Annotated in this window: 11 protein-coding genes; 5 read left to right on the top strand and 6 right to left on the bottom strand. The window is 69.7% G+C overall.

The window, feature by feature from the left end; genetic code table 11:
* Window positions 1-1,163: 1,163 nt before the first annotated feature.
* Window positions 1,164-2,825, bottom strand: coding sequence for a cellulase family glycosylhydrolase (locus Actob_RS05155; RefSeq protein WP_284918903.1), 1,662 nt, complete (start codon window positions 2,823-2,825; stop codon window positions 1,164-1,166).
* Between the two features lie 478 nt (window positions 2,826-3,303).
* On the opposite strand from Actob_RS05155, the gene Actob_RS05150 reads away from it, so the two are divergent.
* Window positions 3,304-3,858: a hypothetical protein gene (locus Actob_RS05150; protein WP_284918902.1), complete on the top strand. Its 555-nt coding sequence runs from the start codon at window positions 3,304-3,306 to the stop codon at window positions 3,856-3,858.
* Between the two features lie 8 nt (window positions 3,859-3,866).
* Here the strand turns inward: Actob_RS05150 and Actob_RS05145 are convergent, their stop codons facing one another.
* From Actob_RS05145 to Actob_RS05135, 3 genes are read right to left on the bottom strand one after another with little or no spacing between them, the layout of a single operon-like run.
* Window positions 3,867-4,481, bottom strand: a complete 615-nt coding sequence (locus Actob_RS05145) for a GNAT family N-acetyltransferase (protein ID WP_284918901.1) — start codon at window positions 4,479-4,481, stop codon at window positions 3,867-3,869.
* Window positions 4,478-6,169 carry an APC family permease gene (locus Actob_RS05140; protein ID WP_284918900.1) on the bottom strand — a complete coding sequence of 564 codons (1,692 nt, stop codon included), beginning with the start codon at window positions 6,167-6,169 and terminating at the stop codon, window positions 4,478-4,480. The genes Actob_RS05145 and Actob_RS05140 overlap by 4 nt, the downstream gene beginning before the upstream one ends.
* Entirely contained in the window at window positions 6,166-6,807 is a 642-nt protein-coding gene (locus tag Actob_RS05135) for a GOLPH3/VPS74 family protein (RefSeq protein ID WP_284918899.1), read from the bottom strand. The genes Actob_RS05140 and Actob_RS05135 overlap by 4 nt, the downstream gene beginning before the upstream one ends.
* A 249-nt stretch (window positions 6,808-7,056) precedes the next feature.
* Here Actob_RS05135 and Actob_RS05130 point away from each other — a divergent pair, with 249 nt between their 5' ends.
* The 3 genes from Actob_RS05130 to Actob_RS05120 all read left to right on the top strand — a co-directional run bounded on the left by Actob_RS05130 (window position 7,057) and on the right by Actob_RS05120 (window position 9,253).
* Complete coding sequence (locus tag Actob_RS05130) at window positions 7,057-7,905, top strand: helix-turn-helix domain-containing protein (RefSeq protein WP_284918898.1); 849 nt, start codon at window positions 7,057-7,059, stop codon at window positions 7,903-7,905.
* Window positions 7,906-7,944: 39 nt separating this feature from the next.
* Complete coding sequence (locus tag Actob_RS05125) at window positions 7,945-8,160, top strand: DUF397 domain-containing protein (protein WP_284918897.1); 216 nt, start codon at window positions 7,945-7,947, stop codon at window positions 8,158-8,160.
* A 241-nt stretch (window positions 8,161-8,401) separates the two neighbouring features.
* Window positions 8,402-9,253, top strand: coding sequence for a S1 family peptidase (locus Actob_RS05120; protein WP_284918896.1), 852 nt, complete (start codon window positions 8,402-8,404; stop codon window positions 9,251-9,253).
* A 157-nt stretch (window positions 9,254-9,410) separates the two neighbouring features.
* Here the strand turns inward: Actob_RS05120 and Actob_RS05115 are convergent, their stop codons facing one another.
* Window positions 9,411-10,550 (bottom strand): hypothetical protein, encoded by a 1,140-nt coding sequence (locus Actob_RS05115; RefSeq protein ID WP_284918894.1) that lies wholly within the window; start codon window positions 10,548-10,550, stop codon window positions 9,411-9,413.
* Window positions 10,551-10,642: 92 nt separating this feature from the next.
* A complete protein-coding gene (locus Actob_RS05110) occupies window positions 10,643-10,966 on the bottom strand; it encodes a hypothetical protein (RefSeq protein ID WP_284918893.1) in 324 nt (107 codons plus the stop codon).
* Window positions 10,967-11,246: 280 nt separating this feature from the next.
* Here Actob_RS05110 and Actob_RS05105 point away from each other — a divergent pair, with 280 nt between their 5' ends.
* A complete protein-coding gene (locus Actob_RS05105; RefSeq protein ID WP_284918892.1) occupies window positions 11,247-13,079 on the top strand; it encodes a sensor domain-containing diguanylate cyclase in 1,833 nt (610 codons plus the stop codon).
* Window positions 13,080-13,210: the final 131 nt, after the last annotated feature.

Here is a 13,210-nt window from a genome sequence, read left to right as displayed (position 1 = left end):
CGAACGCAGCCCCGCCGCACTTCTCCACCATCGCGCCGAGCATTTTCCCGCCATGACGCCCGAGGGCCCGACAACGCCCCTTACCGAAGTCGGGCCCCCTCACGGGCCGGCGCTCGCTGGGCTGTGCTGCTGCGCCCGCTGTGCCGCCGTTGACGACCTCCACCGGCCACGCTCACAGCCCGCCCTCCCAGGGGGGACCTTCCTCGCACAGTGTGGCGGATTTCGCGGGACCCGACGGAGCAGGCTGTGGACAACACGGTGGTGTGGACAGCGGCGTTCGGTGGACCGAGCTCAGCAGGCAACGCAGTGAAATGGGTAGCGAGCCCCGGCGGGCAAGACCCAACCCGACAACACACTGCGCCGGCCAGCGGAAAGCCAGCGGACAAGGGCCGCCGGGACACCCCGTCGCACCGGACAGCGACAAACCCGCGGACAAGCACCGACGGAACAACACGCCGCAGCCAACAGCCAGAACCGGCGGACGGACTCGACGGACAACACGCCGCACCGGCGGACGAACTCGACGGACAACACGCTTCACCGGCGGACGAACTCGACGGACAACACGCTTCACCCAACAGCCACAACCCACCGCACAAGGCCGAAGCGACAACACGCCGCACTCGAACAGCCACTACCAGCGCACACGACCGACGCGACAACACGCCGCACCCGAACAGCCACTACCAGCGCACACGACCGACCCGACAACACGGTGAGGGAAAGCGAGTTTTTCGGTGACCACCCACGGGTCGTGAAGGGGCCGGCGATCGCTTTGGACGCGCAGCGGCCAGATCGCCGGCCCCGGCCCGCGCGGGAGCATGCGATCCGCACCCGAGCGGACCTGCGTAATGAAGATCTTGAAGTTGATCTCGAGGACGACAGGATGCCGCTTCCCGGAAGAATCGGAAGAGGCAGCCGGCGAGAATGGCCCAGCCGTGGCGGCACCGGCCCCGGTGCTGCCACGGCTGGGGGTTCGTGGCTGGCCGGCGGCGCTGGATGCGGGTGACCTCCCGCTTAAGATTCAGCCGGCGGCGCTGGATGCGCGTGACCTCCCGCTTAAGATTCAGCCGGCGGCGCTGGATGCGCGTGACCTCCCGGGTCGGGTTCAGCCGACGACGGGAGCCGACGCCTTCTCCGACAGCGAGGCGCGCCGCTCGGGCTCAGTCGGCGGTGCCGGTGACCGTCGTGCCGGTGCGGGTCACGTGGTAGGTGACCGTCGCCCCGCTCCAGAAGATGAAGGTCAGGGTGACCGGGGCGCCGTCCGTCACCTCGGCGAAGAAGGCCGGTGTCAGGCCTATCGTGCCGGCGGCATAGTCCGGGTGGAAGGTGGCGTCGTACTCCTTGTAGGCGGTCCAGTTCTGCGGGCCGGCGTAGGAGCCGTCGGCGTAGACGGCGGTCATCGTGGCCAGGCGGTCGCCGTGGAAAGCGGCTGGCAGCGTGAACGCGTCGACGGTGCCGGTCGCGCCGGAGAGCGTGGCGGTGTCGTAGCTGAGGATGTCCAGACGCCAGGGGACGCCGTGGCTGAAGCGGACCGAGAGGGTGCTCCGCACGCCGTAGGCGCGGTCCCCGAGCAAGCGCCGCAGCAACCCGGTGGAGAGCGTGAGCTGATCGCCCGCCAGCGAGTAGTCGACGCCGCGCCGCAGCGTCGTGCGGCCGAGGCGGAGGCCGCTGAAGCTGGTGCCGTTGAGGTTCAGCGTCACCGTCTTGGCGGTGATCGGGCCGGTGGCGGCGGTGAAGACGACATCGCTCGACGCGGTGCCGGACCGGGTCCGCCAGCTGGACCGCATCTGCTCGTAGAGTTCCGGGTCACGCCAGGTCAGGGCGGTACGGTCGAAGTGCTGCCCGTTGTCCCAGAGCATCGTGGTGACCCGGCTGATCCGCGCCTGGTGACCGAAGAACTCGAAGAACTTGAGCTTCTCGCCCTGCTCGATGGTGCCGGTGCTGCGGTCGAAGCCGAGCAGGCCGTACTCGCCGATGATCACCGGGATGCCCTTGGCCACGAAGGTGTCGTGCACCCGCTGGAACGTGTCGAGCAGGTCCTGCCGCGCGGCGGCGTCGAAGCGGTACCCGCCGGCGATGTTCACGCTGAACGGCCAGTAGCCGTAGTAGTGCACCGTCGCGATCAGGTTCGGGTCGCCGAGCGCGGTGAAGGTGCTAGCCAGTTCGTCAAGGTAGGCCTGGCCGGCGTTGGTGTGCATGGTCGGCATGACCAGCAGGCGGGTGGCGTTGCGGCCGCCGGAGCCGCGGACGACCGTGTGGAAGGCGGTGTTCAGCTCGGCCAGCAGGGCGGCCTTCTCGGTGACGAACTGCGGCTCGTTGACGCTCTCGAAGAGCAGCCGGGGCGAGGCGTCGCGGAAGGCGGTGGCGACCTGGGTCCAGATCGCTGTGTACTCGGCCAGCACGGCGTCGTGGTCGGCCGGCATCCTGTTGATCCACTGCCAGGAGTCGTGATGGACGTTGACCATCACGTAGAGGCCGTCGTCAAGGGCCCAGCCGACCACCTCCGCCAGCCGGGCCAGCGCTACCGGGTCGATGGTGTAGTCGGGTGCCGGACCGAGGTGCTGGCTCCAGGTGACCGGGATCCGGATGCTGCGGAAGCCCTGGGCGCGGATGCCGGCCAGCAACTCCGGCGTGACTCGCGGGTTGCCCCAGGAGGTCTCGTCGGCGCCGGTGGCGTCGAAGGTGTTGCCCAGGTTCCAGCCGGGCTGCATGGCGGCGACAGCGCTGCCGGCGGCCAGCGGGGCGGCCTGCGCGGCGGTCGGAGTGAGCACCCCTACGGCGAGCAGGAGGGTGGCGATAAGGGATCTTAACCTGCCGGTCATGACCGCAGACTAAGTTTGACATCTGAACTATGTCAATCGGCCAGGATGGATGCGGGCCATCCGGTGGGCGGGGGGACTGATCGCCGCACGGGATGGCCCGCGGTGTCCTGCCGAGCCGATCCCGCTCCGTCGTCGAAGGGATCCCGCCAGGTGGCCACTCGGTGAGTACTTCACGTCAAGTGCACGGAGTGCAGTACTCGGTGCATTCCGCAAAAAGGCCGACTCGCGGAATGCTGACCTTTCCGGTAACCAATTCCAGCGGGGGTTCGAGCGGGCTCGACACGGCTTGTCACCTGCCAGTTCGCAAGTTGCATGCTTTTTCGCTAACGACCCTCCTTTCTGGAAAGTGGCACACCTATTTCCTCGGAACGCATTGTCCCGAGCCGATTGCCGTACGTACTCTGTTGGTCAACCATCATCGATCAACTTGAGTACGATGACGCGGGCAGGTCTTACGGGGCCCGCAAGGGGAGCAGCCATGCTTGTGAAGATCGTCGATCAAATCCCCAGCGATGAGATGCACAAGGCCGCTTGGGAACTGTACGAGGGCGCTTTCAAGGACTTGCGGGCGCTGGCCGTACAACGGCACCTGATGTACCGGTCGGAGTTCGACGAGGTGATGCGCGACCAGCGGGTCGACAAGTACCTGTGCCTTGATGACGGCGGCCGGTTGTGCGGCCTGTCCACCTTCACCAACGATCTCGAGGCAATGCCACTGATCGCCCCCGAATACTTCGAGCGACGCTGGCCGGACCTCTTCCAGCAGAAGAAGATCTGGTACGTCGGCTTCACCGCAGTCGGCAAGGACGCTCGTGACACCCGGGCATTCGCCGAACTGGTCGAGGCCATGCACCGCACCGCCTCGGACCGGAACGGGATGATCGCCATCGACTACTGTCGCTACAACGACGATCAACGCAACTTCGGTCGCGTCGTCCGGCTCATGTTGCGCCGCCTGTCCTCTGGCGCGCTACGAGCCGAATGCATGGACCAGCAGTCGTTCTGGATCTACGAATTCCCGACGGCCGCCTGATTCTCGGCTCAACCCATAGGCGCCCTCCACATGCCCCACAGGAGCGGGCCGGCGGGCAACTGGATCACGGACCGGACCTGGTACCCGTGCCGGAGGTAGAGATCCCGGTTACGCGGATCGTTGGCCTCCAGATAGGCCGGCAGCCCGGCCCGGTCCAGCCGGGCGTGATGACGATCGAGCAGCGCGCTGCCGATGCCCTCGTTCTGCCTGTCCGGCCGGACGGCCAGGAAAGCCAGGTAGTGGTGGGGCTCCACCGGGTGGTGCGCCTCGATCGCCGCGTCCAGGACGTGCACCCGGTCGGACGCGGTCTCGGTGGCCTCCTTGATCCGGCGGTCGTAGTCGGCCGGCGGCGGGATCAGCGAGGTCAACGGGAACCAGAGGGCCACCCCGCACATCCGGCCGTCCTCGGCGTCGGCGGTGCTGTACACCTCCCCGTACTGCAGGGCGTAGTCCACGAAGATCTCGAAGTAGCCGGGCGCCGTACGCCGGCGCAGCACCGGATCGGGCTGCAGCCAGCGGGCGACCGGACCGTCGCCCATCGCCGCGGCCACGAGGTCGGTGATCTCCTCGGTGTCGAACGGTGACACGTGCCGGATCACGAGTTCCTGGATGGCGTACGTCATTGGGGTTTCCCTACTTGGTCGAACGGCGGGAACGGACCGAACTGCTCGTACGGAGCCTGCTCGTAGGGGGCCTGCTCGTACGGACCCTGCTCGAAGTGCGGGTGCTGCTGGAACGCCACCGAGTGCGAGTGCGGCGGCGGTGGCTCGAAGAAGTCCACGACCGGCCGGTTGTCCACGCCACGCCCGATCGAGGCGTACGCCTCCGGCCGCGAGTACCGCACCATGACCGCCCAGAGCGCGCCGAGCACGGCGAGCACGGCGTACCCGGCCGAGAACGCCCAGTTGAAGATCGAGTCGTCGGCCAGGCCCAGGATGTCGCCGAGGCCCACCACGGTGGCGAACAGGATGACGCTGAGCAGGAAGAACGAAATGATCGGCGTGATCTTGCTGCGCCACGCGTTCTCCCGGTGCGGATGCCGCAGGAAGAACGCGATAACCGCGGCCGAGGTGCCCCACATCAGGATCAGCACGCCGAGGCCGCCGACCGAGGTGAGATAGCCGAAGAGCTGGACCAGCGGGTCGGCGCCGGCCAGCCAGTACCCGACGATCACCGCGAGGGCCAGCACGCTCTGCGTGATCGAGCCGACCACCGGCGCACCGGTCCGCGGGTGGGTGTATCCCCACCGGCTGGGCAGGATCCGCTCCCGGCCGAGGGCGAACTGGTAGCGCGAGACCGCCGCGTGGAAGGCCAGCAGGGCGGCGAAGATACTGGTCATGAACAGCACGTAGCCCAGGGTGATCATGATGTCCGGCACGTGCGGGCCGACCAGGCTGAAGACCAGGTTGGTGGTCTGCTGCCGGGCCAGGCCGGCGATCTGGTCGGTGCCCGCGCCGACCGACATGGCCCAGGCGGAGAGTGCGCACATCAGGCCGGTGATCAGCAGGGCGATGTGGGTCGCGCGGGTGATGGTGCGCTTCGGGTCCTTCGCCTCCTCGGAGAGCACCACGGTGGCCTCGAAGCCGGTGAAGCCGCTGATGGCGAGCACCATCATGGCCACCACCTCGGGGGTCATCAGCTGTTCCGGGTTGAGCGGAGCGAAGCTGACCCCGCCGCTGCCCGGGTTGGCGACCATCACCAGGTCGTAGATCAGCACCACGGCGATCTCGGCGACCAGCAGGACACCCAGCACCTTGCCGCTCAGGTCGACCCAGAGCATCCCGAGTACCGCGACGACCGCCCAGGCCACCAGGGCGCAGGCGACCCAGGAGGCGCTCACCCCGACCGCGCCGAGCACGCTCGACGCGACCACGCCGAACAGGCCGAAGAGACCGGCCTGCATCATCGAGTACGCGGCGAGGGCGACCAGCGCGGCGGAGATGCCGAGCTCGCGGCCCAGCCCGTGGCTGATGTACGAGTAGAACGCCCCGGAGTTGACGATGTGCCGGCTCATCGCCACGAACCCGACGGTGAACAGCGACAGGATCGCGGCGACCACCAGGTAGACCAGGGGCAGCGCGGTGTTGCCGACCACCGCGTAGATCGTCGAGATGGCCCCGATGATCACGGTGAGCGGCGCGGCGCCGGCCACGCCGAAGAAGACCACCGACGGCACCCCGAGCCGGTTGCTGGCCAGGGTCTGGCTGACGATGTCAGCCGGGCCGCCCGAGCGCGCGTGCAGCTCGGTCAGCATCGTCCCGGCCCAGCGGTCGACGTTGTCCCGGCGGCGCTGGTGGCGTCCTCGGCTCACCGGCGTCCCACCGTCAGCGCCGACCCGACCGACGACTCCGTGCACTCGACGAGCTCGCGCAGGTCGTTCGGGAGAGAGGCGATCATGCTGGGCAGCCCGTGGTAGATGTGCGGGTAGTTCTCGAAGCCGTACATGACGTGCCGGGTCAGGCCGGTGGCGACCACGATGCCCACCAGCATCCGGTCGCTGGCGCTCAGCTCCATGCCGCGGACCAGCATGTTGGCGATCCGGGTGGAGGCCCAGGCGGCGGCGTTGCGCTGGCGGGCGGTGTTCGGCATGTAGAGCGTCTGGGTGCTGCCCAGCATCCGGCGCCGGGTGACCGCCTCGACGGCGCCGACGCGCATCAGGCGCTCGGCGACCCGCAGCGCGGAATCCTGCGCCAGGAAGGCCAACCAGGTGCGTACATCGCGGTGTTGTGACTGGGCGCAGAGGAGATCGAGAATGTCGTGCGAGAGCGCGTCGCGCGGCGGCCGTTGATCAATGATGAAAAGGTCGCCTTCACTGACGCCGATGCGCCCTTCGAGCACGAGTTCGGAGAGCAATGCCGCGGCCAGCCCCAGGCCGGTCGCGCGGGGATGCAGCCTGGACCGGCCGGTGCGATCCTCGTGTGCGATCAGGTAGTACTGGTCAGCCAACACTTGCGCCACGCCCCTTAGACGCCAGTTCCAATGATCATTTTGCCTTTGTAGCAAAGAAGACAGAACTCGATGTCCGCAGCATCATGTCCCCGACAGCAAGGTCAATGCAAGAAGTACTAGACTTCTTATTCAGTCCCCGCTGCTCAACACCTGTTCAATGATCACCTATAGTCGATCATGAATGGGGGTACCTGGATGGTGAGAAACGCTCGTAACATCAGCTTCCTAGGGACCATTAGGGAGTCACAGGTGTCCGATATCGAGGGTCCGACACTGCGCCGCCGCCGTCTCGGCGTCGAGCTCAAACGGTGCCGCGAGGCGGCCGGCTTGACCCAGCAGGAGGTGTCCCGGCATTTCGAGTGGCACTCCGCGAAGGTCACTCGGATCGAGACCGCGCGGGTCGCCGTGACGCCCCGCGATGTCCGAGATCTACTGACCCTCTACCGGGTCGAGGAGGAGGAGTACCGGGAGGCGCTGGTCGACCTCGCCCGGTCGTCCCGGCAGCGCTCCTGGTGGACCGACTACCGCGACATCATGCGCCCGGGGAACTTCGTCGGGCTGGAGGCGGCCGCCACGTCGATGCGTTCCTGGGAGCCGATCATCCTGCCCGGCCTGCTGCAAACCGAGGCGTACATGCGGGCACTGATCAGTACCGGTCGATCGAACGACCCGCCGCCGCGCATCGACAGGCGCATCTCGCTACGACTCACCCGGCAGACCCGACTGACCGGCGAGCGTCCGCTGGAACTGGCCGCGATCGTCGACGAGGCGACGGTCCGGCGCATGGTCGGCGGCGCGGACGTCATGAAGGCCCAGCTCGAACATTTGATAGAAATAGCTAAATTGTCGAATGTATCGCTTCAAATCATGCCGTTCGACGCCGGTGAGCATCCGTTCCTCGGTGGAGCTGCCACACTTTTGGAATTCCGGGATACCACTCTTTCGGATGTTGTCTATCTCGAAGGTCTCGCGGGAGACTATTACGAGGAGCAGCCGCCTGAGGTTGCCCGATACCGGCAGGAGTTCGAGCGATTGAGCACGAGGGCGCTCGACCATCGCACCACCATCAAGATGATCGAGGGTCTGCTCACCGCCTAGCGACTCCCGAAGCTATCTCTAATGGAGGGAGGTGCCGAGTTGCTCGCGCACCAGATCAACGGTGCCGTCTGGCGGAAAGGCAGTCGCAGCAACGGTAACGGTGGCAACAACTGTGTCGAGGTTGCGTTCCTCGACGAGGGAATCGCCGTCCGTGACAGCAAGAACCAGATGGGACCAGCTCTCTTGTTCACGACGGCGGAGTGGACCGCCTTCGTGGACTCTGCCAAGGACGGCGAGTTCGATATCGCTTCGTGAGCCTACCGACAGGCTCGCACCGACGGAAGGGTCGAACCGAACTTCTTAGGTGCACGATGTGAGGGAAGCTGTAGCACCCGCGGGTGCTACAGCTTTTTTCATGGTCCTTCCCGGTCAAGATCCATGACCATTGACATCGACTAGGACCAATGCCAGGGTACGTGCACCGTTGACCGCTCGGTGACGTTCCCCGCCCACCCGGCGGTGGGTACCGTCACCCCGCCGAAGGGACGACCCTCGCATGCGCCTACGCAGCGCCCTCGCCGCCGTCGCGGCCGCCGCCGCGGTCCTGGCCGGACCGGCCCCGGCACACGCCGCACCGCTGGCCGGACCGGCCCCGGCACACGCCGCGACCCTGGCCGCCACCACCCTGGCATCCACCATCACGCTGAGCAACTGCTCCGCCTCGCTGGTCCGCTACCCCACCTCGGTCAGCACCGACCGGGCCATGATGCTCACCAACGGACACTGTTACGAGGGCGGCCTGATACCGGCCGGCACCGTCCTGCAGAACCGCAGCAGCAGCCGCTCCGGCACCCTGCTGAACAGCAGCGGCAGGTCCCTCGGCACGGTCCGCGCCGACCGGATCCTGTACGCCACGATGACCGGCACCGACGTCACGCTGTACCGGCTCACCACCACCTACGCCACCCTCAGCAGCCGTTACGGGGCGACCGCGCTGACCATCTCGGCCAGCCACCCGGCCGCCGGGATCAGCATCGGCATCCCGTCCAGCTACTGGAAGCGGATCTGGTCCTGCCGGATCGACAGCTTCGTCGGCACGCTCCGCGAGGACGAGTGGACCTGGCACGACTCGATCCGCTACGACCCGGACTGCGACACCATCCACGGCACCTCCGGTTCACCCATCGTCAGCGCCACCACCGGCGAGATCGTCGGGATCAACAACACCGGCAACGACGACGGCGAGATGTGCACCCTGAACAACCCGTGCGAGGTCGACGCGAACGGGACCACGCACGCCTACCAGGGCCAGAGCTACGGCGAGCAGACGTACTGGTTCACCACCTGCCTGACCAGCTCGCGCACCATCGACCTGACCAAGTCCGGCTGCCTGCTGACCAAGCCGTAGCCGGCCCGCGCCCGGCCGGCGGTCCCCCGGCCGGGCGCGGTCCCTTCCCCGCCGCGGGCCGCTTCGCCACGACTTCCGGTACGCCCACGGCTGAGCCCGACTGCCCGGCGGTGGGAAGGAGTCCCACCGCCCGGCGACCGTCCCCAGCCGCCGGCGGTCAGGCGACGCGCGCCACCGGCGCCGGGTGCCCGGTGACCACGGCGGCGACCGGCTCGGCCGGCAGCAGGTGCCGTACCGCTGTCGCGTGCGCGGCCGCCAGGATGCCCTCCTGGCACAGGCTCTGCCAGTTGCGCCGGGCGGCCTGGGCGTCCCGCCAGGCCGCGTGCTCCGCCTCGACGGCCCGCTGCCAGACCGCCTCCAGGTGAGCGGCCGAGGCCCGCTGGATGACCAGCTCCTGGTCGACCGGGTGCAGCCGGGCGTCCCAGCCACCGCGCCCGGTCAGGGCGTCGGCGACCGCGCTGGTCGGCAGCTCGCCACGCTCGGCGGCGGCCCGGACGGCCAGGTGCAGGTGACGCTCCCGGTCGGCGTACTCGGCCGGGCTGTGCCCGGTCCACGGGGTGCCGAAGGCGGCCGCCCGGCGGCTGCGCCGCACCCGGGAGTCGGCCGCCTGCCAGGCCCGGAACGCCGCGTCGACCCGCTCGGCGGCCGCCTCCCAGTGCTCCTGCCAGCGGTCCGCCGCGTAGCCGGCGCGCTCGGCCGCGACCCGTACCTCCTCGGCGTACCGGACGGTCCGGACCGCGCCGGCCTCGGCCCGGAGCCGTTGCTCGCGGCGTGCCGCCGCACGGCCGAAGAGGCGGCCGAACAGCGATCGGCGGATGGTGCCGGGCACCTCCGGAACGGGTGAGCCGGCCGGCGGCCGATCGCCGGAAACCGCCTCGTCCGGAACGGCCTCGGCACGGTTTGCGGAAACGGCCTCATCCGAATCGGAGGAGACGGCGGAAACGGCGGGGACACCGTTTCCGGAAACGGCGGCGGGTTCGGCCGGAACGGCGTACCGGAAAGCGGCTCCCTCCTCCGCGGCGACAGTGCGGTAGGAGCGGACAGCGGCCACCGCGAACTCCGCGGAGACCGCGTCGCCGGCGAAGAAGTCGACGGGCGCGGCGGCCTCGGCCACCGCCCGCGGTCGGGCCGGACGGCCGATCAGAAACGCCCACGCGTCGGCGAGCGCCCGGCCCGGATTGCGCAGTTTCGCCGGACTCGACAGGACCATCATGGCCGGCACGGTGGCCAGCCAGAGGACACCCCAGATCGCCACCGGGGCCGGCTCGTTCAGCAACATCTCGGCGACCATGTTCATGACTTCCATCCGTTCCGCTCGTCTGAGGATTCCGCTGGCCGGGCACGTGCACGCGACCCCGGAACGGCCGGTGAACAGGCCGTTCTCGGGGTTCAGGCGACGGTGCGGGGCGGAGCTCGCGAGCCCGCGGCCCCGGCCGAGCGCTGCGCGAGTGCCACGCGCGTGCGGTCGGTGACGGGGCGGCCGGAGACCGGCTCGGCGGGCGGAGCGATGACCTCGGCCGGTGCGGCGGACGCCGGCGTGGCGGAGGTGGTCGCGGCGGTACCGGAGATCGGGGCCGCGGCGGAAACGGAGACGTTCGGGACGACCGGTGCGATGGTGGCCGGAGTCGCGGGAGCCGCGAGGAAGGCCAGCAGCAGCGCCAGGAACGCGGGCAACGACCGGAGCACCGAGGTGCGGCGCGCGGTCGTCGTCATGGCTGTCAAGGTAGCCGTCGGCCCAGGTCGGCCGGGGGACGCGGCGCGCCGCGCGGGCGGGTTCACCCGCAGGTGGCGCCGGGGGCGGGGCCGGCCACCTTGACCACGGGGAGACCGGCCCGGGCGGTCCGCGCCGGGCAGTGGCACGGTTCCAGCCGGTACGGGCGGCTTCCGCCGGAACGGTGCCGGGATCGATGCCGGCGTCGAGTTGCTCATCTGGCGCCCGCCGAGGCCGATGAGACCGTCCGGACCGACCAGTGCGTCCACGACGGGAGCGATCATGCGCAGACCAGCCGGCGCCGCCGACCCCGTGCTGCTCGCCCTGGTGCTCGGCACGGTGCTGCTGTTCCCGCTCTTCCTCACCGGGCTGGGCGGCGACCGCGCCTCGTGGACCGCGCAGACGGCGATCGACCTGCTGGACGTCTACTTCGCGTGGCGGCTGGCCACCCACCCGGACGTCCCGGCGGCCGGCCGCCGCTTCTGGCGGGCGGTGATCATCGCGTGCGGCGCGTGCGCGGCCGGTGACGCGTTCCAGACCATGACGGCGTACGCCGGAGCCGGCGACCGGATCAGCGTGGTGCAGACCGCCCTGGTGGTGACCGGGATGGCGATCGCGGTCGGCGCGACGCTGCGGCACCCGCTCGGCGGCACCGGCCGGCGGCGGCTGCGCCTCTGGCTGGACGCCGCCACCGTGCTCACCGGCGTCGCCGTCTTCCTCTGGTACTTCCTGCTCGCCGACGAGCTGGGCAGCCCGGGCGACACCGGCCGGTGGGGTGCCGCGGCCACCACACTGGTGATGTTGCTGATCGCGTTCGGCCTGCTCAAACTGATCTTCAGTGGTACCGCGCCGTTCACCCGGACCGCCGGGATGATCGGCTGTCTCGGGCTGGCCGGGACCTCACTGGGCGCCTCGGTGGCCGGCGAGCTCTTCGGCGACGCGCTGCCGACCGGCGTGCTCGCCCTGGTCCAGCTGCTCCCCTGCGTGATCATGCTGAGCTCGCTGCGGCTCCAGCTGCTGCACACCCGCCCGGCCGACCCGGCGCGGGACCGGACGCCCGGGCACCGGCCGAGCCGGCTGCCGTACCTCGCGGTGATCGCCACCCAGATCCTGCTGGTGTGCGCGCTCCGCGGCGGCGAGCCCGGCCTGCGTACCTGGGGCGTGGCGGTGGGCGCGGTGGCCATCACCACGCTGGTGCTGGGCCGCCAGCTCTCCGCGGTGCGCGACAACGAGCGGCTGGTCACCGAGCTGGACCAGCAGCGGGAGTGGTTCCAGGCGCTGGTGCAGAACACCTCCGACCTGACCCTCGTGGTGTCCCGCGAGGGCGTCGTCAGGTACGCCAGTCCGGCCGCCGAGCGGGTGCTCGGCGTGGACCCGGCGGACCTGGTCGGCACCTCGCTGTACGAGCGCACGTACCCGGACGATCTCCCGACGGTGGACCGGCACGTGGCGTGCCTGATCGCCGAGCCGGGGCAGAGCGTGGCCACGCAGGTGCGGTGGCGGCACGCCGACGGGACGTACCGATGGCTGGATCTGATCAGCACCGACCTGCACCGGAACCAGAACATCCGGGGCGTGGTGATCAATGCCCGGGACGCCAGTGAGACCCGCGCGCTGCACGACGAGTTGCAGCGCCAGGCCACCCACGACGCGCTGACCGGGCTGGCCAACCGGGTGCTGCTGCAACGCCGGATCGACGAGGTCGCCGAGACCGCCGGCCCGGCCGGGATCAGCATGCTGCTGATCGACCTGGACGGGTTCAAGGCGATCAACGACCGGCACGGGCATCACACCGGCGACCAGGTGCTGGTGCGGGTCGCCGAACGGCTGGCCGGGGTGCTCGGTGCCGGTGAGGTGGCCGCCCGGCTGGGCGGCGACGAGTTCGCCGTGCTGCTGCCCGGCGCCGGGCCGGACGAGGCGGCGCGGCTGGCCGAGCGGATCGCCGTGGTGGTCGCCGAGCCGATGATGATCGGCGAGCAGTGGCTGACCGTCGGCGCCAGCGCCGGGGTGGCCTCCGGGCTGGCGGGCGAGGGCGACCGGCTGCTGCGCGAGGCGGACGCCGCGATGTACCGGCGCAAGCACGACCGCAAGGCGAACGCCCAGCCGGTGCGCTGACACACCGGCCGGGCGCACCCGGGTCACCCGGCGCCGGGCCCGTCGTCCCGCTCGGTGCGGCCGACTGTCCGAAATGGCCAGTGGGGCGGCCGCCGAGCGGGGCAGCGGGATCCGGCGGCTCGGCGAGCTCG

It is taken from the genome of Actinoplanes oblitus, from assembly GCF_030252345.1.
GTDB classification, from domain to species: Bacteria; Actinomycetota; Actinomycetes; order Mycobacteriales; family Micromonosporaceae; genus Actinoplanes; species Actinoplanes oblitus.
The sequence above is the reverse complement of the archived record's forward strand: the minus strand, read 5'-3'. Positions and strand labels throughout refer to the sequence as shown.

Excerpts from the sequence above, each read along its gene's own strand:
- Actob_RS05120 (WP_284918896.1), top strand. The coding sequence starts at position 8,402 with ATGCGCCTACGCAGCGCCCTCGCCGCCGTCGCGGCCGCCGCCGCGGTC.
- Actob_RS05150 (WP_284918902.1), top strand. The coding sequence starts at position 3,304 with ATGCTTGTGAAGATCGTCGATCAAATCCCCAGCGATGAGATGCACAAG.
- Actob_RS05105 (WP_284918892.1), top strand. The coding sequence starts at position 11,247 with ATGCGCAGACCAGCCGGCGCCGCCGACCCCGTGCTGCTCGCCCTGGTG.
- Actob_RS05145 (WP_284918901.1), bottom strand. The coding sequence starts at position 4,481 with ATGACGTACGCCATCCAGGAACTCGTGATCCGGCACGTGTCACCGTTC.
- Actob_RS05155 (WP_284918903.1), bottom strand. The coding sequence starts at position 2,825 with ATGACCGGCAGGTTAAGATCCCTTATCGCCACCCTCCTGCTCGCCGTA.
- Actob_RS05110 (WP_284918893.1), bottom strand. The coding sequence starts at position 10,966 with ATGACGACGACCGCGCGCCGCACCTCGGTGCTCCGGTCGTTGCCCGCG.
- Actob_RS05115 (WP_284918894.1), bottom strand. The coding sequence starts at position 10,550 with ATGAACATGGTCGCCGAGATGTTGCTGAACGAGCCGGCCCCGGTGGCG.